Source organism: Streptomyces sp. NPDC008150, from assembly GCF_042956945.1.
Classification (GTDB): domain Bacteria; phylum Actinomycetota; class Actinomycetes; order Streptomycetales; family Streptomycetaceae; genus Streptomyces.
In genome coordinates, this window is sequence record NZ_JBIBHJ010000017.1 from 38,529 (window position 1) to 59,252 (window position 20,724).

At 71.7% G+C, this 20,724-nt stretch carries 20 protein-coding genes and 1 pseudogene; 13 read left to right on the forward strand and 8 right to left on the reverse strand.

Annotation, left to right across the window (positions count from 1 at the left end; all coding sequences use genetic code 11):
• Positions 1-19 precede the first annotated feature (19 nt).
• The 8 genes from ACFZA0_RS32300 to ACFZA0_RS32335 all read left to right on the forward strand — a co-directional run bounded on the left by ACFZA0_RS32300 (position 20) and on the right by ACFZA0_RS32335 (position 7,802).
• Positions 20-1,144: a TIGR03364 family FAD-dependent oxidoreductase gene (locus ACFZA0_RS32300; RefSeq protein WP_391023562.1), complete on the forward strand. Its 1,125-nt coding sequence runs from the start codon at positions 20-22 to the stop codon at positions 1,142-1,144.
• Positions 1,138-1,857, forward strand: a complete 720-nt coding sequence (locus tag ACFZA0_RS32305; RefSeq protein ID WP_391023564.1) for a phosphonatase-like hydrolase — start codon at positions 1,138-1,140, stop codon at positions 1,855-1,857. The genes ACFZA0_RS32300 and ACFZA0_RS32305 overlap by 7 nt, the downstream gene beginning before the upstream one ends.
• Positions 1,854-2,969 carry an ATP-binding cassette domain-containing protein gene (locus ACFZA0_RS32310; RefSeq protein ID WP_391023566.1) on the forward strand — a complete coding sequence of 372 codons (1,116 nt, stop codon included), beginning with the start codon at positions 1,854-1,856 and terminating at the stop codon, positions 2,967-2,969. Before ACFZA0_RS32305 ends, ACFZA0_RS32310 begins: the two co-directional genes overlap by 4 nt.
• A complete protein-coding gene (locus ACFZA0_RS32315; RefSeq protein WP_391023568.1) occupies positions 2,962-3,834 on the forward strand; it encodes a 2-aminoethylphosphonate ABC transporter permease subunit in 873 nt (290 codons plus the stop codon). The genes ACFZA0_RS32310 and ACFZA0_RS32315 overlap by 8 nt, the downstream gene beginning before the upstream one ends.
• A complete protein-coding gene (locus ACFZA0_RS32320) occupies positions 3,821-4,618 on the forward strand; it encodes an ABC transporter permease subunit (RefSeq protein WP_391023570.1) in 798 nt (265 codons plus the stop codon). The genes ACFZA0_RS32315 and ACFZA0_RS32320 overlap by 14 nt, the downstream gene beginning before the upstream one ends.
• A 57-nt stretch (positions 4,619-4,675) precedes the next feature.
• Positions 4,676-5,767, forward strand: coding sequence for a 2-aminoethylphosphonate ABC transporter substrate-binding protein (locus tag ACFZA0_RS32325; RefSeq protein ID WP_391023571.1), 1,092 nt, complete (start codon positions 4,676-4,678; stop codon positions 5,765-5,767).
• Positions 5,768-5,941: 174 nt separating this feature from the next.
• On the forward strand, positions 5,942-7,423 hold the full coding sequence (locus ACFZA0_RS32330; protein ID WP_391023763.1) for an alkaline phosphatase family protein: 1,482 nt from the start codon (positions 5,942-5,944) through the stop codon (positions 7,421-7,423).
• A 160-nt stretch (positions 7,424-7,583) separates the two neighbouring features.
• Positions 7,584-7,802: a hypothetical protein gene (locus ACFZA0_RS32335; RefSeq protein ID WP_391023573.1), complete on the forward strand. Its 219-nt coding sequence runs from the start codon at positions 7,584-7,586 to the stop codon at positions 7,800-7,802.
• Between the two features lie 113 nt (positions 7,803-7,915).
• Here the strand turns inward: ACFZA0_RS32335 and ACFZA0_RS32340 are convergent, their stop codons facing one another.
• Positions 7,916-9,811, reverse strand: coding sequence for a KUP/HAK/KT family potassium transporter (locus ACFZA0_RS32340; RefSeq protein ID WP_391023575.1), 1,896 nt, complete (start codon positions 9,809-9,811; stop codon positions 7,916-7,918).
• A gap of 522 nt (positions 9,812-10,333) precedes the next feature.
• On the opposite strand from ACFZA0_RS32340, the gene ACFZA0_RS32345 reads away from it, so the two are divergent.
• Both ACFZA0_RS32345 and ACFZA0_RS32350 read left to right on the forward strand, forming a co-directional pair.
• Complete coding sequence (locus ACFZA0_RS32345; protein WP_391023577.1) at positions 10,334-11,008, forward strand: Type 1 glutamine amidotransferase-like domain-containing protein; 675 nt, start codon at positions 10,334-10,336, stop codon at positions 11,006-11,008.
• A 134-nt stretch (positions 11,009-11,142) separates the two neighbouring features.
• Positions 11,143-11,532, forward strand: a complete 390-nt coding sequence (locus ACFZA0_RS32350; protein ID WP_391023578.1) for a hypothetical protein — start codon at positions 11,143-11,145, stop codon at positions 11,530-11,532.
• 68 nt (positions 11,533-11,600) lie between these two features.
• On the opposite strand, the gene ACFZA0_RS32355 is transcribed toward ACFZA0_RS32350, so the two are convergent.
• The 3 genes and pseudogenes from ACFZA0_RS32355 to ACFZA0_RS32365 all read right to left on the reverse strand — a co-directional run bounded on the left by ACFZA0_RS32355 (position 11,601) and on the right by ACFZA0_RS32365 (position 13,082).
• Entirely contained in the window at positions 11,601-11,867 is a 267-nt protein-coding gene (locus tag ACFZA0_RS32355) for a hypothetical protein (protein WP_391023580.1), read from the reverse strand.
• Between the two features lie 232 nt (positions 11,868-12,099).
• Positions 12,100-12,306: pseudogene (locus tag ACFZA0_RS32360) on the reverse strand (FAD-dependent oxidoreductase); the annotation flags it as partial.
• 71 nt (positions 12,307-12,377) lie between these two features.
• Positions 12,378-13,082, reverse strand: coding sequence for a Clp protease N-terminal domain-containing protein (locus tag ACFZA0_RS32365; RefSeq protein WP_391023582.1), 705 nt, complete (start codon positions 13,080-13,082; stop codon positions 12,378-12,380).
• 160 nt (positions 13,083-13,242) lie between these two features.
• Here ACFZA0_RS32365 and ACFZA0_RS32370 point away from each other — a divergent pair, with 160 nt between their 5' ends.
• On the forward strand, positions 13,243-13,932 hold the full coding sequence (locus tag ACFZA0_RS32370; protein ID WP_391023584.1) for an ElyC/SanA/YdcF family protein: 690 nt from the start codon (positions 13,243-13,245) through the stop codon (positions 13,930-13,932).
• A gap of 125 nt (positions 13,933-14,057) precedes the next feature.
• Here the strand turns inward: ACFZA0_RS32370 and ACFZA0_RS32375 are convergent, their stop codons facing one another.
• Both ACFZA0_RS32375 and ACFZA0_RS32380 read right to left on the reverse strand, forming a co-directional pair.
• Positions 14,058-14,702, reverse strand: coding sequence for a dihydrofolate reductase family protein (locus ACFZA0_RS32375; RefSeq protein WP_391023586.1), 645 nt, complete (start codon positions 14,700-14,702; stop codon positions 14,058-14,060).
• A 209-nt stretch (positions 14,703-14,911) separates the two neighbouring features.
• The gene (locus ACFZA0_RS32380) at positions 14,912-15,844 is read right to left on the reverse strand and encodes a LysR family transcriptional regulator (RefSeq protein WP_391023588.1); all 933 of its coding nucleotides are present in this window, start codon (positions 15,842-15,844) and stop codon (positions 14,912-14,914) included.
• Between the two features lie 134 nt (positions 15,845-15,978).
• Between ACFZA0_RS32380 and ACFZA0_RS32385 the strand changes: the two genes are divergently transcribed.
• The gene (locus tag ACFZA0_RS32385; protein ID WP_391023590.1) at positions 15,979-17,298 is read left to right on the forward strand and encodes an MFS transporter; all 1,320 of its coding nucleotides are present in this window, start codon (positions 15,979-15,981) and stop codon (positions 17,296-17,298) included.
• Between the two features lie 174 nt (positions 17,299-17,472).
• On the opposite strand, the gene ACFZA0_RS32390 is transcribed toward ACFZA0_RS32385, so the two are convergent.
• Positions 17,473-18,150, reverse strand: coding sequence for a helix-turn-helix domain-containing protein (locus tag ACFZA0_RS32390; RefSeq protein ID WP_391023592.1), 678 nt, complete (start codon positions 18,148-18,150; stop codon positions 17,473-17,475).
• Between the two features lie 144 nt (positions 18,151-18,294).
• Between ACFZA0_RS32390 and ACFZA0_RS32395 the strand changes: the two genes are divergently transcribed.
• A complete protein-coding gene (locus tag ACFZA0_RS32395) occupies positions 18,295-19,287 on the forward strand; it encodes an alpha/beta fold hydrolase (protein WP_391023594.1) in 993 nt (330 codons plus the stop codon).
• A gap of 148 nt (positions 19,288-19,435) precedes the next feature.
• On the opposite strand, the gene ACFZA0_RS32400 is transcribed toward ACFZA0_RS32395, so the two are convergent.
• A complete protein-coding gene (locus ACFZA0_RS32400) occupies positions 19,436-20,485 on the reverse strand; it encodes a sodium:calcium antiporter (protein ID WP_391023596.1) in 1,050 nt (349 codons plus the stop codon).
• Between the last annotated feature and the right edge of the window lie 239 nt (positions 20,486-20,724).

A 20,724-nucleotide genomic window follows, 5' to 3' on the forward strand; every position in this document is an offset into this window, starting at 1 on the left:
CCCGAGGAGTGTTGCCGTCGTGAGAGTGATAGTTGTCGGAGCCGGCGTGGTGGGAACCCTGCACGCCTGGCATGCGTTGGAGCGCGGCCACCAGGTCGTGCAGATCGAGCGTGAGGCGGAGGCGCGGGGCGCCTCCCTGCGCAACTTCGGCCAGATCTGGGTCAGTGGCCGAGCCGGTGGAGAGGAGCTCGAAACCGCCCTGCGGGCGCGGGAGTTGTGGGAGGTGATCGGTTCCCGTGTCCCCGGTGTCGGCTTCCGCGGCTGCGGGTCCCTGACCCCGGTGCGCACCGCGCGTGAACTCGCCGTCGCCGAGGCGGCGTTGAGCCGCGACGACGCGGCGGCCCGCGGGTACAAGCTGCTCGCCCCGGAGGAGACCCGTGCCCTGAACCCGGCCCTGCGCGGGGACTTCGAGGCCGCCCTGTTCTGCGAGCGGGACGCGGCCGTGGAACCGCGGGTCGCCCAGGTGGCGCTGCGCGCGGAGATGTCGAAGTCCCCCGACTACACCTTCCTGCCGGGCCGCGAGGTCCGCGACGTGGTCGGTGAGAACGCGGTACGGGACGACCACGGGGACGTCCACACCGGTGACGTCGTGGTGCTGTGCACGGGTGCCTGGCTCGGTGGCCTGGTCAGGGAGTTGGCGGGACCGGACATGCCCGTACGGCGCGTCCGGCTGCAGATGATGCAGACCGACCCGCTGGGTGAGCCGCTCACCACCTCCGTCGCCGACGCGGACAGCTTCCGCTACTACCCGGCCTACGGGGGCGAGGCACTCGACGTCCTCAACTCCGGGCAGCCGCAGGCGCCGACCGCCGCCGAGCATCGGATGCAACTGCTCATGGTGCAGCGCGCCGACGGCGGACTGACCATCGGCGACACCCACGAGTACGAACACCCCTTCGCCTTCGACACCCTCGAAGACCCCTACGACCACCTCGCCGAGGTCGTCGAATCCTTCCTGGGCCGCCCGCTGCCGAAGATCCGACGCCGCTGGGCCGGGGTGTACGCGCAGTGCACCGACCCGGGCCGGGTCGTGCACCGCCAGCGTGTACGGGACGGGGTGTGGCTGGTCACCGGGCCCGGCGGGCGCGGCATGACCTGCTCCCCCGCGATAGCGGAGACGACCGCCAACGAGCTGGGATGGTGAACGAGTTGAACGGCATACGACTGGTGGTGCTCGACATGGCCGGCACCACGGTGGCCGACGGCGGCCTGGTGGAGCAGGCCTTCGCGGTCGCCGCCGCGGAACTGGGCGTGGAGCCCGGGTCCTCGGACCACGTGCGGAAGACGGACTACGTTCGCGCCACGATGGGCGAGTCGAAGATCTCCGTCTTCCGGCACCTTTTCGGCGAGGAGTCCCTCGCCCGGCGCGCCAACTCCGCCTTCGAGAGGGCGTACGGGGAACTCGTCGACGACGGCCGGATCGCACCGGTCACCGGGGCCCGCGAGACGATCGAGGAACTCCGGGCCGACGGCCGTACCGTCGTCCTGACCACGGGTTTCGCCCGGGTCACCCAGGACGCCATTCTCGCCGCCCTCGGCTGGCAGGACCTCGTGCCGCTCACCCTGTGCCCCGGGGACGTCGGCGGACGGGGCCGCCCGTACCCCGACATGGTGCTGGAGGCGTTCCTGCGGACCAGGGCCGCCGACGACGTGCGGCAGACGGCCGTCGTGGGCGACACCTCGTACGACGTGCTGAGCGGCGTCCGCGCCGGGGCCGGCCTCGTCGCCGGGGTGCTCACCGGCGCGCACGACGAGGAGGCGCTGCGCACGGCCGGTGCCGGGCACGTGCTCGGCTCGGTGGTCCAACTTCCCTCGCTGCTGGCCGAGTTGCCCAGCCCGGCGGGAGCCGGGCGATGAGCGGCGGGATCCGTTTCGACGGGGTGTCCGTCGCCTACGGCACCACCACCGTCCTCGACTCCCTCGACCTGACCGTCGAGCCCGGCGAGGTGATGGCGCTGCTCGGGCCGTCCGGCTCGGGCAAGACCACGGCACTTCGGGCCGTCGCCGGATTCGTGCGGCCTGCCGCGGGGCGCGTGTTCATCGGCGACCGTGACGTGACCGGCCTGCCGCCCTACCGGCGCGGCGTCGGCATGGTCGTCCAGCAGTACGCGCTGTTCCCGCACATGCGGGTCGAGGACAACGTCGCCTTCGGACTCAGGGCGCGGAAGACGCCCCGGGGCGAGATCCGCGGGCGGGTGGCCGAGGCACTGGAGCTGACCGGGATGGCGGCGTACGCGCGGCGGTATCCGCGCGAACTCTCCGGCGGGCAGCAGCAGCGCGTCGCCATCGCGCGGGCGCTTGCCGTCCGGCCCGGCGTCCTGCTGCTCGACGAACCGCTGTCCGCACTGGACGCACAGCTCCGGTCGGGGATGCTCGCCGAACTCGCGCGACTGCACCGGGAGTTGCCGGACATGTCGATCCTCTACGTCACCCACGACCAGATCGAGGCACTGACCCTGGCCGACCGGATCGCCGTCATGGACAAGGCGCGGCTGCAAGACGTCGGCACACCGCAGGAGTTGTACCGGACACCGCGCACCGAGTTCACCGCCGCCTTCGTGGGCAACGCCAACCTCCTGCCGGTGACGGTGCGTTCGGGCGGAGTCGCCTTCGCCGGGGCCGAGCTGAAGGTGTCCGCGGGCGACGCGGCCGAGGGCGCCACGGCCACCCTGTGCGTACGGCCGCACCTGCTCGGACTCGGACCCGGGCCCAACACCCTGACCGGGGCCGTCACCGAGGTGCAGTGGCGGGGATCCACCCATCGGCTGTACATCGACCTCGGCGGCCACCGGGTCAAGGCGGATCTGCGGGAGCTGCGGCAGCCGCCGGGCGTCGGGGACCGGGTCACCGTGCACTTCGCCCCCGAGGACGCGGTGCTGCTCCCCGCCGAGGTCACCGGGGGCCGGCCGGCGCCCGCCGCCGCCGGGACACCCGCGGCAGTGGCCGAGGGGGTGACCCGGGGTGGCTAGCGCCGCTGTCGCCGTCACCGCGAAGGCGGCCTCCGGGAAGAGGGCGGGAGTACCGTCCTGGGTCTGGGCCCTGCCCCCGGTCGCCGTCCTGGGGCTCGTGTTCCTCTACCCTCTCGCCCTCGTCGTCCAGCAGTCGTTCCGGCCCGACACCGGGGGCATCTCGGCGCAGGCGTACGGGGACGTGTTCGCCTCCGCCGCGTTCCGGCAGGCTCTCGGCACCACCGTGTGGCTGGCGCTGGGGTCCACCGTCGGGTGCCTGGTGCTGGGCTTCTTCCTCGCCCTGGTCATCGCGTTCGTTCCGTTCCCCGGAGCGAAGGCCGTCGCCCGGTTCGTCGACGTCTTCCTGTCCTTCCCGTCGTTCCTGATCACGCTCGCGCTGCTGTTCGTCTACGGCACCGTGGGCATGGCGAACGGGCTGTGGACCGGCGCGACCGGAGCGGCCGAGGGGCCCTTCCAGTTCCTCACCACCCCCTGGGGGGTGCTCCTCGCCGAGATCACGTACTTCACGCCGTTCGTGATGCGCCCGGTGCTCGCCGCCTTCTCGGGCATCGACTCCGGCCAGTTGGAGGTGGCGTCCTCGCTGGGTGCGCGGCCCGCGCGGATCGTGCGGCAGATCGTCCTGCCCGAGGCACTGCCCGCGCTCGCCGCCGGCGGCAGCCTGGTCCTGGTGCTGTGCCTCAACGAGTTCGGCATCGTGCTCTTCACCGGCGCCAAGGGGGTCACCACCCTGCCGATGCTCGTGTACAGCAAGGCGATCCTGGAGTCGGACTATCCGGGAGCGTGCGTCGTCGCCGTCGTCAACGTCCTTCTCTCCGTGGGGCTTTACGGCCTCTACCGGGTGGTGAGCCGCCGTGCTGGTGCATAGCCGCAAGAGCAGGTGGGCCGTCTGGGCCGTGTTCTTCGCCCTCTTCCTGCCCCTGTTCGCCCTGCCGCTGCTCGTCGTCCTGGCGGCCTCGTTCGCCACGAACTGGTCGAGCGCGCTCCCGTCCGGCTTCACCACCGGGCACTACACCGCCGCCACCCGCGGCGAGTCCCTCCAGGCGCTCACCACCAGTCTGGTCACCGCCCTGACCGCGAGCGTGCTGGCCCTGGTCGTGGGCACCTGGGCGGCGCTCGCCGGGCACGCCCTGGGCAAACGCGGCAAGCGGCTGCTGGACGCGCTGTTCATGCTGCCGGTCGCGGTGCCCTCCGTGGTCACCGGGCTCGCGATCCTGGTCGCCTTCTCCCGGCCCCCGGTCCTGCTCAACGGCACCCGGTGGATCGTGATCCTCGCGCACGCCGTCCTGGTCACGGCGTTCGCCCATCAGTCGGTGTCGGCGGCGGTCGTGCGTCTCGACCCCGCCTACGAGCAGGCCGCCGCGTCCCTCGGCGCCCGCCCCCTGTACGTGCTGTGGCGGGTACGGCTGCCGCTGCTGCTGCCCTCGCTCACAGCCGCCGCGGGACTCTGCTTCGCCCTGTCCATGGGCGAGTTGAGCGCCACGGTGATGCTCTACCCGCCGGACTGGACTCCGTTGCCCGTCCAGATCTACGCGGCCACCGACCGCGGCGCCCTGTTCGCCGGCTCCGCGCTCGCCGTGGTCCTCATGACGGCGACGGTGCTGGTCCTGTTCGCCGTCTCCCGGATGCGCACCAGGGCCTCCTACCGCTGATCCGTCCCTCCTCACCTCCTCTCAACACCACTTCCCACGCAAGGAGTTCATCTCGCCATGTCCAGAAACTCCCGCTCGCTCCGCCTCGCCCCGATCGCCGCCGTGACCGGCGGCCTCGTCCTCGCCGGCTCCCTCACCGCCTGCGGCGGCGACTCGGCCGCCGCGGACGCCAAGGTCGTGACCGTGTACAGCGCGGACGGCCTCAAGGGCGAGAACGGCGACGGCTGGTACGACCAGGTCTTCAAGGACTTCGAGAAGCAGACCGGCATCAAGGTCAAGTACGTCGAGGGCGGTTCGGGCGAGATGGTCCAGCGCGCCGTCCGCGAGAAGACCAACCCGCAGGCCGACGTCCTCGTCACCCTCCCGCCCTTCATCCAGCAGGCCGACGGCAAGAGACTGCTCCAGAAGTACGCACCCGAGGGCTCCGACCAGGTCGCCGGCGCCGACAAGGCGGCCGACGGCACGTGGACCTCCGTCGTGAACAACTACTTCGGCTTCGTCTACAACAAGAAGGAGCTGAAGCAGGCGCCCACCACCTGGGACGAACTGCTCGACGGTACGTACAAGAACAAGCTCCAGTACTCCACCCCCGGTGTCGCCGGTGACGGAACCGCCGTGCTGGTCAAGGCAATGCACGACTTCGGCGGCAAGGACGCGGCCCTCGACTACCTGAAGAAGCTGCAAGCCAACAACGTCGGCCCGTCCTCCTCCACCGGCAAGCTCGCGCCCAAGGTCGACAAGGGCGAACTGCTGGTCGCCAACGGCGACGTGCAGATGAACTACGCGCAGTCCAAGGACATGCCGAACCTCGGCCTCTGGTTCCCCGAGGCCACCGCGAAGGCCACCGACGCCGCCGGAAGGCCGACCACCTTCGCGCTCCCGTACGCCGCGGGTCTCGTCACCAGGGCGCCGCACACCGCGAACGGCGAGAAGCTCCTCGACTTCATGCTGTCGGCCAAGGCACAGCGCCAGGTCAGCGAGATCGGCGGCGGTTTCTCCGCGCGCTCGGACGTCAAGGCCACCGACGCGAACGCCGTCGCGCTCGCCCGTCTCATGGACGGGGTCGAGGTCTTCCAGCCCGACTGGGCGGACATCGACAAGAACCTCACCACCTACGTGGACGACTGGAAGTCCGCCACCGGCAGCTGAGCCACACCCGCGCCCGCGCCCCGGGCGGTCGAACCCGCCCGGCCCTCGACGCCCCGCCCGCGACGCCCCGCCGCCACCGGGCGTCGCCCCTCGGGGATCACGCCACCTCTCGCAGTCGCGCTCCATCCGTGTCCCGCACCATCGTCCCTCCCGGAGGATCACGTGTCGTCACGCATGTCCCGCCGCTCCCTGCTCGCCTCCGCGGCCGGCCTCACCCTCGCCGCGGGCCCGCTCGCGTCCGTCGCCCGCGCCGCCGCCAAGACCCCCAAGGTCCTCGTCATCGGCCTCGACGGCACCCTGCTCAGCCGCGTCAAGGACGCCGACGCCCCCCACCTCGACGCCCTGATGGCAGCGGGTCTCACCGCGCCCAGCAGCATCTACGCCAACCCGTTCGCGCCCACCCTCTCCGGCCCCGGCTGGTCCACGATCATCACCGGTGTCTGGCCCGACAAGCACAACGTCATGGACAACAATTTCACCGGCCGGCGGTTCGCCCAGTACCCGGACTTCCTCACCCGGATCGAGACCGCGAAGCCGTCCCTGTCGACGTACGCCGTCTCCTCCTGGGCACCGCTCACGGACACCGTGTTCTCCTCCAAGGTGGACACCCGCGTCTCCACCCCGAGCGCCGAGTACGACACCGGTACCACCTCACGCGCCGTCGCCCGGCTCCGGGACGCCAACCCCGACGCCGTGTTCGTACAGCTCGACAACGTCGACCACGCGGGCCACAGCTACGGCGCCGCCAGCCAGCAGTACCTGGACGCGGTGCACGGCGCCGACGCCCAGGTCGGGCAGATGGTCGCCGCGGTCACAGCACGCGCCACGTACGCCGCCGAGAGCTGGCTCATCATGATCACCGCCGATCACGGGCACACCGACGCGGGCGGCCACGGCGGCTCCAGTTGGCCCGAGCGCCAGACCTTCATGATCGCGACAGGGCCGACGCTGGCAGCGGGCTCGGTGCGCCACGACGTCAAGATGCCCGACGTCGCCGCCTCCGCCCTCGCCCACCTCGGCGTCGCCATCGACCCGGCCTGGGGACTCGACGGCCGGCCCGTGCAGCAGCCCGCCCCCGACGACTTCGACACGCTGCGTCCGCAGCTCTCCACCCGCGTCGACGAGACCGGCATCGGCGCGACGGTGGTGGGCTTCACGCACACACCGCCGAGCGGCTGGTCGGTCGACAACTCCGCGATGGGCACGGGCGGCGTCACCGAGTGGCGCGGCTGGACCTTCACCACGGACGAGTTCTGGACCAAGGCCCAGGTCGACCAGAACCGCGAGAGCAACGTCCGCGCCCGTGACGTCTTCGCGGTCGCGGACGGCGACGAGTGGGAGGACAGGACCTTCTCCGGCACCTTCGACTCCACCCTGGTCAGCCCGGCCTACCCGGTCACCGGGGGCGCCGCGGCCACCCTGACGTACACGACGTACTACCGCCAGGAGTCCCCGCAGAAGGGCGAGGTGCTTGTCTCCTACGACGGTGCCGCCCCCGTCAGCGTGCGGACGTACACCGCCGACACCTCCTCCCGGGTGGAGACCGTGACCCTCCAGGTTCCGGCCGGCGCGAAGACGGCGCGCGTCCGGTTTCGCTACACCGGCGGGAACAACTGGTACTGGGTGATCGACGGCGTGTCGGTCAAGCCGGTCTGACGGTCGCCGTCCCCGGATCCTCGCGTCTGCCGTCCTGCCCCCGGTGCGGGGACCGGGACAGGGCGGCATGCGCCGGCCGCGAGCACGTCCCGGCCGGCGGCCGATGCGGTCCGGAGGGCCGCGCACGTATCCGATGGCCTGCCGTGGGAACTCGGACGCCATGACGAACTCAGACGACCAGACGCACACGTCCCACACCCCCGGATCGCAGCCGAGCGTCCACCCGGGCTCCGACGAGCCGCAGACGATCACCGCGCCGACGCCCCCGGTGGCGTGGAGCAGCGGCCCTCCGGACGAGGACGACATCGCCCACGAGGACGCCGGTCCGGAGCAGCCGCACGCCCACCGGGACGCGAACGCGGCGGATCAGGACGACTGAGCGCGCTCGAGCGGCCGTGCCCCCCGTCCCAGGGACTGGGGCGGGGGGCACGGCCGACGTATGACCGAGGCGGGTCGACGAGCGGCTTCGGGGCTTCGAGGTAGCCGCCCGCCCTACACCTCGATGTGCGAGCCCATGACGACCGTCCGGTCGCGAGGCAGGCCGAAGTGCTCGGCCGCGTCGGCGGTGATGTAGGACGTGGCGATGAACAGCCGCTTGCGCCACGGGGCCATGGTCGGTGCCGTCCCCCGCCGGAGTTCGATCTTCGACAGGAAATAGGACGCCTGGTCGAGCTGGAGGCGCCCCTCGGTGTCCGCAGGGTCGAGCGCCGCGAGCGTGGAGGGCACGTCCGGCACCTCCATGTACCCGAAGCGCGCGGTGACGTGGACGATCCCGTCGTCCGCGTAGCCGAGGGAGTCCACGGTCAGCCGTTGTTCCGCCGGGATCCTGGGCACGGTCTCGGTCTTGAGGGAGAGGATCACGACGTGCTCGTGCCGGACGTGGTTCCGTTCCACGTTGGCGCGCATGGCCAGCGGTGTCGTCTCCTTGCCGCGGTTGAGGAAGACGGCGGTGCCGGGCACCTGGAGGGTCGCCGCCTCGCCGGTACGCAACTGGTCGATGAACTCGGGCAGCGAGCCCTCGTGCCGCTCCCGTTCCGCGGTGACGATCCTCCGGCCGCGCTGCCAGGTGGTCATCACCGTGAAGACGGTGAGGCCGATCAGGAGCGGCAGCCAGGCGCCGTGGACGAGCTTGGTCAGGTTGGCCGCGACGAAGAGCAGGTCGATGAGCAGCAGCACGCCCGCGGCGGGCCCGAGCAGCCACAGCGGCGTGCCCCACCTCGAACGGGCGACGTAGAAGAACAGCAGGGTGGTGATCGTGATGGTCCCGGTCACGGCCATGCCGAAGGCGAAGGCCAGCGCGGCGGAGGAACGGAACGCGAAGACCAGGGTCAGGACCGAGACCATCAGCAGCCAGTTGACCCACGGCACGTACACCTGGCCCACGGAGGACTCCGACGTGTGCGCGATCCGCAGGCGCGGGAGGTAGCCGAGTTGCGCCGCCTGCGAGGCCACCGAGTACGCCCCGGTGATCACGGCCTGTGAGGCGATCACCGTCGCGGCCGTCGCCAGCAGGATCAGCGGCCACTGCCCCCAGTCGGGCACGAGCAGGAAGAAGGGACTGCGGATGTTGGCCGGGTCGTCGAGGATCAGCGCGCCCTGGCCCAGGTAGCTGAGCATCAGGGCGGGGAACACGAGCATCAGCCACCCGCGGGTGATCGGCCGGCGCCCGAAGTGCCCCATGTCGGCGTACAGGGCCTCGGCGCCGGTGACCGACAGCACGACGGCGGCCAGCGCGAAGAACGCGATGCCGAAGTGCCCGGTCAGGAACCCCAGCGCGTACGTGGGCGACAGCGCCCTGATGATGGCCGGGTGGCCGACGATGCCGTGCACACCGCAGGCTCCGATGACGACGAACCACGCGATCATCACCGGCCCGAACATCTTGCCGACGACTGCGGTCCCCCGCCGCTGCACCAGGAACAGCACCACGATGATCACCACCGTGATGGGGATGACGAGGTCGCTCATGGACGGCTCGACGACCTTGAGACCCTCGACCGCCGAGAGGACCGAGATCGCGGGGGTGATCATGCTGTCCCCGAAGAACAGCGAGGCGCCGAAGATGCCCAGCGCGGCGAGGACGACGGCGGCCCGCCCTCCCTTGCCGGCTCCGCCCCGCCGCAACAGGGTGATCAGGGCCATGATGCCGCCCTCGCCGTCGTTGTCGGCGCGCATCGCCAGCAGGACGTAGGTGACCATCACGATGATCACCACCGACCAGAACACGAGGGACACGACGCCGTACACGTTCCCCGTGCTGACCGGCACGGGATGGGGGTCGTCCGGATCGAACAGGGTCTGGAGGGTGTAGATCGGGCTGGTCCCGATGTCGCCGAACACCACCCCGAGGGCACCGATCACCGTCGCGAGCCGCACGGTGTCCCGCACGCCCTGCTTCCCGGGCGACGGACCCTGCGGCTTCCCTGACGGCGGGCCCTGCGGATTCCCGGGCGGCGGGCCCTGCGGTTTCCCTGGCGGCGGGCCCTGCGGCTTCCCGGGCGGCGGCTTCGCGGACCCGTCGCCCGGCGGGGGCGTGTCCTGACGATGGGGCACGGGAGCCTCCTCGGCGCGGGGACGGTGCGCCGAGGGGGAAGGGCTCGGCGCAACGCGTGGGACGTTCCGGTCGGTCCCGCCCGATCCCATCACGCGATGACCGGAAGATCCACTCTCACGGAACGCGTCGGGCCGCGACAGGACGGGCCGGGACCGCCGTCGGAGGGCGCGGCCTGGGGCGTCGCACACCGAAGCGGCCCGCAAGGCGGTCGCCCCGCGAACGGCCGGACGGTGGAACGGCGGGCCCCGACAGTGGGACGGTAGGACCCGCAGGCTGCCCCGGCCACCGGGTGGCCCGGCAGGCGCTGTCCTTCTCACCCCGCTCGATCACCGGCCCGCGATCAGCACGGAGGCTCGATGAAACTCCTCCTCACCGACTCAGGCGTCACGAACGCGAGTATCCGCACGGCGCTCGTCGAACTCCTGGGAAAGCCGATTTCCGAGGCCGACGCCCTCTGCATTCCCACTGCCGGGTACGGCGGGAAGCACGCTGACCCGGCAGGGCCTTGGCGATTCGTCAGCGGCCGGTCCCCCCACCCCATGACCGGGCTGGGCTGGAAATCGGTGGGCGTCCTGGAACTCACCGCACTGCCCAGCATCGACCGGGAACTCTGGCACTCCTGGGTCCACGGGGCGGACGCCCTCCTGGTGAACGGCGGCGACTCGCTGTACCTCTGCCACTGGCTGCGGGAATCCGGACTGGCCGACCTCTTCCCTTCCCTCCACGACACGGTCTACGTGGGTCTCAGCGCCGGAAGCATGGTGCTGACCCCGGACATCGGTGCGCACTTCGTCGGCTGGACGCCGCCTTCGGGCGATCTCAGCACACTGGGGGTGGTCGACTTCTCCCTCTTCCCCCACCTCGACCACCCGGCCTGTCCCGACAACACCCTGGCCGAGGCGGAACGGTGGGCCACCGGAATACCGGGGCCCGCCTACGCCATCGACGCCCAGACCGCCGTCAAGGTCGCCGACGGCAGGGTCGAGGTCGTTTCCGAAGGGCACTGGAAGCTGCTCAAGCCGGCATCGTGAGGTGGCGACCGGGAGGCTCTGGTCGTGCGGAGCGGCGAGCAGGAGGCCGGTCCGGCTGCGGGGCCGAGCACACCTCGAAGCTGTCGTCGTCATACGCTCCGTTGCACGCTCCGTCGTCGTCCCGGGAGGAACCCGTGTCCGTTCCGCGGCCGTTCACCGCGGAGGAGAGGCTCGCCGAAGCGAAGAAGTTGTTGAGCCTCCCTCGTATCGTCGTGATCTGTGGCTCCACCCGCTTCATGACCGAGATGAACGAGGCGGACCTGCGGGAGACCAGAGCCGGAAGGATCGTGGTCAAGCCGGGCTGCGACGAGAAGGCACCGCACCAACCCTGGTCCGACCCTGCCGAGGCCCAGGCGCTGAAGGCTCGACTCGACGACCTGCACCGGGCGAAGATCCGGCTCGCCGACGAGGTGCTCGTCGTCGGTGACTACATCGGAGACAGCACCCGCGCCGAAATCACCTACGCCCGGTCGCTGGGCAGGCCCGTGCGGTTCACGCACCCCGAAGTCGACCCCGACGCCTGACCGTCGCGTGGCCGGCTGCCCAACCGCCTTGAACCGTAAGGCCGCTCGGATCCCGCTCCGGCGGACCGCTATCCGAGCCAGACGATGTCGACCACGTAGAGCCGCCCGGCAGGCCGGTTGATCCAGTAGACGACGCCGAGTTGGCCGACCGAGGCGGAGCGGACGTCCTCGCCCTCCGGGTCGCGGGCGTCGAAGGGCGGGAAGGCCCACGGGTCGTGTCCGGCGAGGTGCAGGACGTCCCGCAGCATCTCGCGGGCGTGGCCGGGCAACTCCCCAGCGGTGTTTGCCGCTTGAGGTGACAGCCGTGCGGCCCAGGCCGGTCCTCGGTCACTCACGCACAGGCTCCGGAAGCCGGTGCGGGGTCGACGGCTGGGGAGCCGCCGCAGCGCTCGGAGGCGTGGGTACGGCCGGTCGACTCCGGTGAGGTGGGGACGTTCTCGAACCGCATGCCCGGCAACTCCTCGAAACAGCGCCTGGTCCCACCGTAGCGCGGCGCCGGTCAGCGGGGACGGACATGGGGCGATCCGCCGGGACAACGACCCGCGCCGGTCCGGACGGAACGGGCGCTCAACCGGGGATGAGCGCGTCCCACTGGTCCCGGGTCGGGCCGTCGTGCGTCGGCACGAACTGGGGGTGGGCCGTCAGCCAGGCCGTGACGTGCCGCTCGACCTCCTCGGTGCCGTACGCCTCGTCGGCCAGTCGCAGGGTGTGGCGCACCTGCGCGCGGGCCCGCATGACGACGGGGTCCTCGAACGCGCACACCGCCAGGGCGGCGGGTCCGGCTCGCCCACTCCCGCCCACGCACTCCGAGTTGGCCGCGAGCCCTTCTCTCGCGGTGGTCCTCCTTACTGCTCGTGGCGCGTGGCACCCCGTTCGGCAGTCTCGCTCCTGACCTTCTCCCGCAGTTCGGCCTCCGTGAAGCCGAGGTTGCGCAGGACACGTGCGGCCGGGCTCTCCTCGCCCCGGAGCAGGCCGAGCAGCGAGTGTTCCGTGCCGACCCAGTCGTGGCCGAGGTCGGCCGACGCGCGCAGCGCCTGCTCGATGGCGTCCTTGCCGTCCTGCCGGAACGCGATGTGCCCCCGCTGCGCCTTCTTCCCGGCCGGCGGCATCGCCTCCTCGATCGCGTCACGGACGCGTGCTTCCGACTCGGTCTTCGCCAACAGCAGTTCGTACGCCAGGCCTCGCGTCTCGTCGAGCAGGCCGAGCAGGATGTGCTCGCTGCCGATGAAGTCGTGCTTGTAGGTACGGGCAGCTTCCTGCGCCCGCACGATGCTGTGGCGGTTGAGGTTGGTGAACCGTTCGAACGGGGCGGGGGTGTGGCGTTGCTGGGCGGCCTGCTTGGAGACGCCGATGGCGTCGCCGATCTCGGTCCACGAGGCGCCGTTCTGCTTGGCCTTGCCGACGTAGTGGTCCATGAGCTGATCACCGAGGTCGGACAGGGTCTGGGCGCGCAGGTGCGCCTCGCTGATGCGGGCGAGTGGGTCGGCTTCGGGAAGTTCCTCGTCGAGACGGGCGATCAGGTCGGCGAGGCTGATGTTGAGTGGGCTCATGCGTCAACGGTAGATTGACGATGACTGTTCGTCAATCTCTGATTGACGCTTCCTTTCGGCTCGCGTCAGGCCGCCTGCAGAGCGGGATCATCGGCCCGCGGCGATCCCCGACAGGACGTGGCCCGGCGGGAGTTGGCCGGAGGTGCCCTACAGTCGCCGCATGCGACGTAGGACAAAAGCGGCGGTCGTCGGGACGTTGGGCGCCCTCGCCTGGGGCGAGTGGGTGAACTGGCGCTGGTCCCGGGCCCTTTCGGGCACGGGAGACGGTGCCGTCGAGGCCGTCGTCGTCCTGGGATTCCGAAACCCCCAGGCAACGGCGAACATCGTCAACCGCTGGCGGGTTCGCGCCGGAATCCGCTCCGTCTCCACCGGCGGCGGCACGGACCGCACTCGGGTCGTCTTCAGCGGTGGGGCGACCAGCGGTGGTGCCACCGAGGCGCAACTGATGCTCGACTACGCGAAGTTGGTGCTCGGGTTCGACGGTGAGGTGATCCTGGAGGAAGAGAGCGGTACGACGTGGGAGAACATCACCAACGTGATCCCGATCGTCGAGGACGCCGACCGCATCAAGATCGTCTCTCAACCCGCCCACGCGCTCAAGGCCCGCGCGTATCTGTGGCGGAGGCGCCCGGATCTCGCCGGGCGGCTCGTGCGGGCGGAGGACTACCGTCTCGGCGAGTGGCTGCTCGCCAAACCGCTGCTCGCCCTGTACGGGTGGTGGAAACTTCGGGGTCTCACGGGCGACGAGCGGAGGATCTCGCCGTGGCCGTGGCCGTGGCCGAGCGCCGTCGCGCCGACGGCCGTTCCGCCGGCGTCCGGGACGGCCCCAGGTCCGCGCCCGGTGTCATAGGCGGCACCGACGCAGGCAACGTGCGGGCCAACAGCACCTGATACGCGAGGAGTTGACCCCGCCGGATCGCCGACCCGGCGGGGTCGAAGCGGGCCGACGGTACCCGGTGGCGTTCCCCTCGGAGGTCAGTCCTCGCTCTCCAGCCCGCGGTTGGGTGCGCTCATGTCTCCTGTCGCGGGGGTGCCCTCGGCGAGGCCGTAGCGCAGGAACACGGTTCCGCGCGGGCCGGCGGCCGGCGGTTCGAGGAGCGTGACGTTGGTGGGCACCGCGCCCCCGTCGAACACCTTCTTCCCGACGCCGAGGACGATCGGGTGCACCCAGAGGTCGAGCCGGTCGAACAGCTTCTCGCGCAGCAGCGTCTGCACCAGGTTGAGGCTCCCGACGACCTTCACGCGCTCGTGCCGTTCACGGATCTCGCGGACGGCGCTCGCCAGGTCCGGGCCGAGCTGGGTGGAACCCTCCCACGAGAGGTCGGGCCTGCCGCGCGAGGCCACGTATTTCGGGACGGCGTTGAAGAGGCTCGCGATGTCACCGTCCTCACCGCCCTTCTGGTGCGGCCAGTACGCGGCGAAGATCTCGTAGGTGCGCCGTCCCAGCAGAAGCGCGTCCGTGCCCTCGTACACGCCCCCCACCTGCGCCCCGAAGACCTCGTCCACCAAGGGCGCCTGCCAACCGCCGAACGGGAACCCCACGGGGTCCTCGTCGGGACCGCCGGGCGACTGCCCGACCATGTCGAGGGTCGCGAACATCTCGATCTCAATGAGGCCCATGCCGTGCTCCCGGTGCTCCGATGCTGGGGTTTTCCCGTGCGAGAGGTAGACCACCCGGCGCCGCGAAAATCATCGCCGCGCCCCGGCCCGCTCCGCACTCCCCCACCATCTGCCCGGCCCCCGCACCGCGCGGCGCACCGGCCGTCGGAGTGCCCCCGTTCGGCGGCGCCCCGTTGGCCCCGCCCCAGGTGCGCCTGCCCCAGGTGCGCCTACTTCGGGTTCGCCCAGTCCGGTGTCCAGGTCCCCGGCGCCCCGTGGGACGCCACCGTGGCGAGGTAGGTCCGGAGGGTGGCCAGGGCGGGGTGGGGGTTGTCCCGGTGCCAGAGGAGGGAGTGGGGGTAGACCGGGGTCGGGCCGGTGATCGGGATGCGGCGCAGGCCGTGGCCCGCGGGCCAGACCAGCCGGGTCTGGCCTCCCATGAAGGTGGCCAGGGCGGGGGTGTCGGCGATGGTGTCGAGGAGCGCGTCGGAGCCGAAATTGGGACCCGTGGCCTCGATGGTGAGGCCGAACTCGGCGACCAGGTCGTCGTAGTAGGCGGCCCATTCGGTGCCGGGGACGATGCCCGGCATCCAGATCCGGTGCCCGGTGAGCTGCGCGAGGGTCACCGAGCGGGCGCCCGCCAGGGCGTGGGCCGGGCCGGTGAGGAGTTCGAGCGGTTCGTCGTTGACCCGTACGGAGGCGATGTCCTCGGGCAGAGGCCGGCCGGGGACCGTGACCGCGCGGAAGGACGCGTCGATCGAACCGGACCGGATGGCGGTGATGGTCGACTCGATGTCGAACAGCATCAGCACGTCGAGTTCGACCTCGGGATGCGCGCCGTGGAAGTCCCGCATCAGGCCGGACGCGGCACCGCGCGAGGCGATGATGTCGACGCGCAGGGCCCGGCGGCCGGTGCGCACGGACGCGACGGCGCGTTCGGCGACACGCAGCAGTTCGCGTGCGTGGGGCAGGAAGGCCTGGCCGTCGATGGTGAGTGCCGCACCGCGCGGGGTGCGGGTGAACAGCCTTACGCCGAGGGTGCGTTCCAGCGCGGCGATGCGTTTGGAGACGGCCTGCTGGGTGATCGCCAGCTCCGCGGCAGCCTCCTGGAACTGGCCCGCATCGGCGGCGGCGACGAAGGTGCGGACGGTGTCGAGGTCCATGGCGACGCATCCTAGGACCACAACCGTCGGTTGTGCGCGACTGCCCTCCGGTTGTTTGCCACCAGGGCTCGGCGCTCGCTTTGATGCTTCCGATCGCGGATCGGTTGTGCGGGTGAACAGAAGAGGAGGCCGACGTGAGGAGCGGGAACCGGTTGTCCGGACGGCGGCTCGGGCGGCCGTTCGGGTGGCTGTGGGGAGCCTACGGGACCAGTGCGCTCGGCACGTGGCTCGCCTTCGGGGCGTTCCCGCTGATCGCCGTCAGGGTGCTGCACGCCGGGCCCGCCGAGGTGGCCGCGCTGTCGTCGGCCGGGGCCGCGGTGGGTGCGGCCGTCGCGGTGCCGCTGGGGCCGTGGGTGGAGTTCCGCCGCAAGCGGCCCGTGCTGATCGCCACGGACCTGGCGCGGTGCGTGGCGCTGCTGACGATCCCCGTCGCGTTCGCCCTCGGCGCGCTCACCTTCGTCCAGCTCCTCCTGGTCTCGGTGGTCGTCGCGGCGGGAGACATCACCTTCCGCGCCGCGTCCGGCGCCTACCTGAAGACACTGCTGCCGGCCGAGGACCTGCTGGTCGCCAACTCCCGCTTCGAATCGACCTCCTGGACGACGACGATCGTCGGGCCGCCCCTGGGCGGCGCCGCGATCGGGCTTCTCGGCCCGGTGGCCACGGTGGTCGCCGACGCCGTGAGTTACCTGCTCTCCGCCCTGGGCATCCGCGCGACGGGCGGACAGGAACCGCGCCCCGAGCGGAAGCCCGCTGCCCGCATGCGGCTCCGGGACCTGCTGGACGGCTGGCGGTACATCCTGACCGACACGGCGCTGCGCCCGCTGTTCTTCAACACCGCCCTGTTCAACGGGCTGGTGATGGCGGTCGACCCGCTGCTGGCCGTCCTGATGCTCGGGCGGCTCGGGTTCGCGCCGTGGCAGTACGGTCTCGCCTTCGCCGCGCCCTCGATCGGCGGACTGCTCGGTTCGCGGCTCGCCCGGCCGCTCGCCGCCCGGTTCGGGCAGCGCCGTGTCCTGGTCGCCTCGGGCACACTGCGCGCGTTCTGGCTCGTCGGCCTGGCGTTCGTGGGACCGGGCACCCCGGGGCTGGTGCTGGTCATGGCCGTGGAACTCGGCATCATCTTCTGCTGCGGCGTCTTCAACCCGGTCTACGCGACCTACCGGCTCGAACGCACGGCCACCGGCCGCGTCACTCGCACGCTGTCCGCCTGGACGGTGACGACCAAGGCGTCGGCCGCGATCCTCACGGCCGTCTGGGGCGTACTGGGCACCCTCCTCGGCCCGCGCACCGCCATCGCCCTGGCGGGCCTGCTCCTGCTCACCACTCCGCTGCTCCTCCCCCGCCGCGCGGCGGCACCGATCGACGAGGGCGAAGGAGAACCGGCCCCGGCCCAGACGCAGGCCCCGACACAGGCACAGGCACAGACACAGGCACAGACACCGAGCGGTGCCTGAAAGGACATGCGGCCGGCGGCGCCGTCCGAGCCGCCGCGCCCAACTTCCTTTGCCCGGCTGCCACTCGGCGCTCGACGGGTGAGGGCCGGGCAGCCACTGCCGCCTCCCCTCCCCCCGTCCGGCGAGCGCCCCGGTGGTCGCAGCTTCGCTCCCCCGTCGCGCCCGTTCCGGTGCCTACGGCCGCGCGGCAGCACCGTGGTCCGGGGAGTGGTCCGGCTCGCGGTGCCCGCGCCCTGCGGCCGACGGCGTGCGCAGCCGTGGGCGCTCGCCCTGGGGCCCGAACATGACCAGGTATTCGACCGGTCCGCCGGAGCCGGCGTTCGACACCCCGTGCGGGGTGCGGGTGTCGAACTCGGCGACGTCACCCGCGGTCAGGACCAGGATCCGGTCGCCGAGGGCGAGCCGCAGCCGCCCGTACAGGACGCACAGCCACTCGTACCCCTCGTGGGAGACCTGCCGGGGCCGCGCGGGCGGTTCCCCGGCGGCGGGCAGGACGTGCTTGTGGGCGTGCAGGCCGCCCACGTAGCGGGTGAGCGGCAGGACCGCCTTGTCGTCGCCGGAGCCCAGCGACCTCGGGACGCGGGGCTCGGCGGCGGGCTCGGCGGCGGGCTCGGCGACGGCCGGCCCGACCGTGCCGGCCAGCTCGTCCAGGGAGACGCCGTACTCCTTCGCCAGTCGCAGCACCACTTCCAAGGTGGGACCGCGCCGCCCGGTCTCGATCCGTGACAGTGTGCTCGGCGAGATGCCGGTCGCGCCGCTGACGCCGGTGAGGGTGGCGCCGCGCCGCTCACGGGCGGCCCGCAGCCGGGGCCCCATGGCCGCCAGCGTGACGTGCACATCATCGACCGCCACCGTTCCCGCTCCTCCCGGTCGTACCGCTCCACAGGCCGTACTGCGAGTTTGCCAGCCTGGCAACGCCTGTCGCGCCGTGCGGGTGCCGCGCCGCATGATCGACGGGCAGCCGCGTCACCACGACCCCGAACCGAGGAGAAGCCCGTGCAGCCCGAGCCGACCGCCGCACCGCGCCACCGCACCGTCGCCGCCCCGGCCGGGCGCCTGCACCTGGTCGAGCAGGGCAGCGGCCCACTCGTCCTGCTCGTGCACGGCTTCCCCGAGTCCTGGTACTCCTGGCGCCACCAGCTCCGGGCCCTCGCCGCGGCCGGCTACCGGGCGGTCGCGATCGACGTACGCGGCTACGGCCGCTCCTCCAGGCCCGCCCGGACCGACGCCTACCGGATGGTCGAACTGGTGGAGGACAACGTCGCCGTCGTTCGTGCCCTGGGCGAGGACAACGCGGTGGTCGTCGGCCACGACTGGGGCTCCGGCATCGCGGCGACCTCGGCCCTGCTCCACCCCGAGGTCTTCCGCGCGGTCGGCCTGCTGAGCGTTCCCTACGCGCCGCCCGGCGGTCCCCGCCCCACCGAGCTCTTCGGCCGGATCGGCGGCCCCGAGCAGGAGTTCTACATCTCGTACTTCCAGGAGCCCGGCCGCGCCGAGGCGGAGATCGAGCCCGACGTACGGGGCTGGCTCGCCGGCGTCTACGCCGCCCTGTCCGCCGACACCATGCCCGGCGAGGGCGAACCGGACCCGCACTTCGTGACGCGCGGCGACGGCGGCCGGATGCGGGACCGCTTCCCCACGGGCACGCTCCCCGCGTGGCTGACCGGGGACGATCTCGACGTCTACGCCGGGGAGTTCGAGCGCACCGGGATGACCGGCGCCCTCAACCGCTACCGCAACGTGGACCGTGACTGGGAAGACCTCGCCGCGTACCGCGGAGCCCCGATCAAGCAGCCGTCCCTGTTCATCGGAGGCGCCCTGGACGCCTCCACCACCTGGATGTCCGGCGCCATCGACGCCTACCCGACGACTCTCCCGGGCCTGCACGCCTCCCACCTCCTGGAGGACTCCGGCCACTGGATCCAGCAGGAACGGCCCGAGGAGGTCAGCCGTCTGCTGACCGACTGGCTCGCCACCCTCGACGGCTGAACGGGGCGGAGGGTCCGGGCGGCTCAGCGGCTCAGCGGCCCGGCGGTCCGGCGGTGCGGCGGTGCGGCGGTCCGGCGGTCTTCAGGGCGTCCGCGGCGACGGGGCGTGCGCGGCGGCGAGGCGCGGCCGGACCGCTCCGCTCGGCGGCTCAGTCCAGGATCGGGACGAGGCCGAGGCCGAAGACGACGTAGAAGCCGGCGGCGACCGTCAGGCGGGCCGGGGTCAGCTTGTGGGCCCGCATGGTCAGCAGGAGGTAGACGATCGCCGCCACGGTGACCAGGCCGGACCACAGCAGGGCGCCGTCGAAGTGCCACTTGGTGAACAGCAGGCCGATGCCGCTGGGCACCGTGGCCTGGATCATCATGGCGCCGGAGATGTTCGCCAGCGCGAGCTTGGTCTTGCCTTGACGTACCCAGATCACCGCGTTCATGACCTCGGGAAGCTCGGTGGCGATCGGGGACAGCAGCAGAGCGGTGACGGTCGCGGACAGACCGAGCATGGGACCGATGGCGTCGAGCTGCTTCACGAAGTAGTGGGCCGCGAAGAAGATCACGACGAGGGTCGCCAGCGTCTGGACGGCCACGGCCCAGGTGTCGGGCACCCCCTTCTTCGGCTGGAGCTTCAACGGCTCCAGTTCCTCCTCGTCGTCTTCCTCGGCACGGCTGCTGCGGATCTCGCGCCAGAAGTACACGGCGTACGCGGCGAAGAAGAAGACGCCGAGGACCGGCTTGAACGCGAAGGCGACGAGGCCGAGCGCGACCTTCACGACGAAGATGGGCAGGAACCACGACTGGTCCTTCGCCAGGCGCCTCATGTCCCGCTCGCTGCCCAGGGCCTCGTCGTCGTCGCGGGCGCCGGACGTCATGCCGGTCGTGGCGAGGGCGACCCGGTCCTGCTTGCGGCGCCTGAGCAGGAGCATGGCCCCGGTGACGCCGTACGCGACGGTCGACAGGGCGAGGGGGCCGCCCATCGCGGCGCCGACCCCGATGTTCTTCGCCTCCTCGGTGGCGCCGGTCGTCACCGCGACGAGAGTGACCACGGACTCCGGGAGGGCGGTGCCGAAGGCGGCGAGGATCGTACCGACGGCCGTCCGGCCGATGTTGAGGCGTTCGCCCAGCCACTCCACCGCGTTGACGAACCACTCGCACGAGAGGTAGATCGCCACCGCGCAGACGATGAGCAGCACGAAATGGATCACGGGTTCGTCCAGCCTTTCCGCACCGGCGGAGGCTCACGGGACGACCACGCGCGAGGAACGGCGGCTGCCCCGGCCCCGCCGACGCGCACAGAATGTCGTCGTCGGCCAAGGGCCAGAGATCTCGCCCGGCCTCAATATCAGCAGACGAGGGGGCGGTCGGCGGGACCTCGACGGGCTCAGAGTGTCGGCCGCGGGCGCCGCGGGCACGGACCGGCCGGGGCTACGGCGCCTGGGGTCCC

What these genes read in the sequence shown, in the direction of transcription:
- ACFZA0_RS32305 (WP_391023564.1), top strand. Translation starts at nt 1,138, where the DNA reads ATGGTGAACGAGTTGAACGGCATACGACTGGTGGTGCTCGACATGGCC.
- ACFZA0_RS32310 (WP_391023566.1), top strand. Translation starts at nt 1,854, where the DNA reads ATGAGCGGCGGGATCCGTTTCGACGGGGTGTCCGTCGCCTACGGCACC.
- ACFZA0_RS32325 (WP_391023571.1), top strand. Translation starts at nt 4,676, where the DNA reads ATGTCCAGAAACTCCCGCTCGCTCCGCCTCGCCCCGATCGCCGCCGTG.
- ACFZA0_RS32330 (WP_391023763.1), top strand. Translation starts at nt 5,942, where the DNA reads ATGTCCCGCCGCTCCCTGCTCGCCTCCGCGGCCGGCCTCACCCTCGCC.
- ACFZA0_RS32335 (WP_391023573.1), top strand. Translation starts at nt 7,584, where the DNA reads ATGACGAACTCAGACGACCAGACGCACACGTCCCACACCCCCGGATCG.
- ACFZA0_RS32345 (WP_391023577.1), top strand. Translation starts at nt 10,334, where the DNA reads ATGAAACTCCTCCTCACCGACTCAGGCGTCACGAACGCGAGTATCCGC.
- ACFZA0_RS32365 (WP_391023582.1), bottom strand. Translation starts at nt 13,082, where the DNA reads ATGAGCCCACTCAACATCAGCCTCGCCGACCTGATCGCCCGTCTCGAC.
- ACFZA0_RS32370 (WP_391023584.1), top strand. Translation starts at nt 13,243, where the DNA reads ATGCGACGTAGGACAAAAGCGGCGGTCGTCGGGACGTTGGGCGCCCTC.
- ACFZA0_RS32375 (WP_391023586.1), bottom strand. Translation starts at nt 14,702, where the DNA reads ATGGGCCTCATTGAGATCGAGATGTTCGCGACCCTCGACATGGTCGGG.
- ACFZA0_RS32380 (WP_391023588.1), bottom strand. Translation starts at nt 15,844, where the DNA reads ATGGACCTCGACACCGTCCGCACCTTCGTCGCCGCCGCCGATGCGGGC.